General features: G+C 65.1%; 3 protein-coding genes. 1 reads left to right on the top strand and 2 read right to left on the bottom strand.

Annotated features, from left to right (window positions below; translation table 11 throughout):
- Positions 1 to 150 (top strand): methylated-DNA--[protein]-cysteine S-methyltransferase (locus WAZ62_RS00525; RefSeq protein ID WP_422641576.1); only part of this gene is annotated, 150 nt, incomplete at its 5' end.
- Here WAZ62_RS00525 and WAZ62_RS00520 read toward each other — a convergent pair.
- Together WAZ62_RS00520 and WAZ62_RS00515 are read right to left on the bottom strand one after the other, a co-directional pair.
- The gene (locus WAZ62_RS00520; protein WP_422641575.1) at positions 147 to 1436 is read right to left on the bottom strand and encodes a DUF6438 domain-containing protein; all 1290 of its coding nucleotides are present in this window, start codon (positions 1434 to 1436) and stop codon (positions 147 to 149) included. The two genes, WAZ62_RS00525 and WAZ62_RS00520, sit on opposite strands and share 4 nt — an antisense overlap.
- A 32-nt stretch (positions 1437 to 1468) precedes the next feature.
- A partial coding sequence (locus WAZ62_RS00515; protein ID WP_422641574.1) for a hypothetical protein occupies positions 1469 to 1671 on the bottom strand: 203 nt, incomplete at its 5' end.

Genomic DNA, 1671 nt, shown 5'->3' with positions numbered 1-1671 from the left:
GGCCAGGCCTGCGGCCGCAACCCGGTCGGCCTGCTCGTGCCCTGCCACCGCGTCCTGGCTGCCGGCCCCCGCCTCGGCGGCTATGGCGGCTCGGAAGACGTGAAGCGCTGGCTGCTCGCCCATGAGGGCATCGTGGTGCCGGAAGCCTAGGGTTTCGCGCCGGCGATGGATCGCAGCAATTGCCATATCCGGGGGCGATCCGCCGTCCGTTCCGGATTTTCGCCACCTCCAGGTGCCGAGGCCAGACGCTCGGCAGCCTTCAGGGCGCTCTCCCCCTTTTCGTTTGGGGCCGCCGGGTCGGCGCCTTCGCGCAACATGGCTTCGACCATGGCCAGCTGGCCACCGGAGACGGCCTCCATCAATACGGCGTTCTTCTGATCCGGTGTGTAGCCTTTCAGGACGCCAGTGGCGCGAAGCCGCTCGAAGGTTTCGACCGGACCATGTCTTGCCGCGATTTCCATCGCCGACCAGCCATCACAATGACCGTCCGGCCGCGTACCGTGGCTGAGAAAGGCATCGAGCAGGCCGGGGCGCAGATAGATATCGTAAGTCATGCAGGCGAAATTATCGGCGAAATCGGCCCTGCTGAAATCCCAGCCCGATGCGGCCAGTTCGTCGACGATCTCCGGTCCGCCGGAGATCCAGTGGTCGCTGCGCGCCAATCGGTCGATGGCGTCGGCTATGTCGATCACGGACATCGGCATACCGACGGCAAGGCCATCGTATTCCCTGACGGTCTTGACCGAGTTCCCACGGCGAAGGCGTATACGTGCTTCGGGCCAATCAGAGATGCTATCATTGAAATAGCGGTCTTCGAGGCCGAAAAAGCGGACGGCGCGGAACTGTTCGATCAGGGCGGCGACGTTTGCTGGATCGACGCGGTAATCGACGGCACCGATGATCGACGTGTGGAAATCCCCATTGAAGGTCACGCGGCCATCGCCGTGGATTGTGACGTCATAGATGGGGCACAGGCCTTCGCAAGGGCCCCGCGACAGGCTGATGTCCGTTTCCGCCATCGAGGCTTCGGCGAACGGGCGATCAGCGGCGGGCTTTGTCTTTGGATAGACCGCGATGCTCATCGGCCCCGTAACGGCGACGGGTTTGCCGTCCCGTTCGAAGGGCCGGAACTGCAGGCCAAGGGCCATGTCCGAAATCCGCTGGCGATATTTGAGCAGGCGATCGCTCCAGGGTGTTCCCTTCGGCTCGGGGACGGCGGCAACGACCCGTCCTTGCTCGTCAATCGTCAGACGGAGCCACGCCGTTGCAATGATCGCGGACTCATCGGAGAAGAACGCAGGCGGCCGCGTGGGGTCGGGCAGATGCGCCGAAAGCTCCACCTCCTGAACCTCCATAGGGGTATCCGCCTGTGCTGTGCGCAAGGACAGAAGCGAAAGAGCCAGCCCGACGATGAGGGAATAGCACCAGCCCTTCATAACACCCTCCATGGCCGGAGCGGGACGCTCGTCTAAGGTTTCGCGCCGGCCGCTTCGAGGAGGGCGACGATGGTTTTGAGGTCTTCGAGATAGGCGGGTCCGAGCCAGTCGGGCGCCCGATCGGGCGCGGCCTGCGCCCTTGCGATGGCGAGGGCGCTGTCGCCTTCCGGCTCGCGGGCGTCGGGGTCGCCGCCGCGGCGCAGGATGGCGGCGAGGATGTCGGGCTTGCCGCCGC

It is taken from the genome of Zavarzinia sp., assembly GCF_049306435.1.
GTDB lineage: Bacteria > Pseudomonadota > Alphaproteobacteria > Zavarziniales > Zavarziniaceae > Zavarzinia.
Note: the sequence above shows the minus strand (reverse complement) of the source record. Positions and strands in the feature narration are given on the sequence as shown.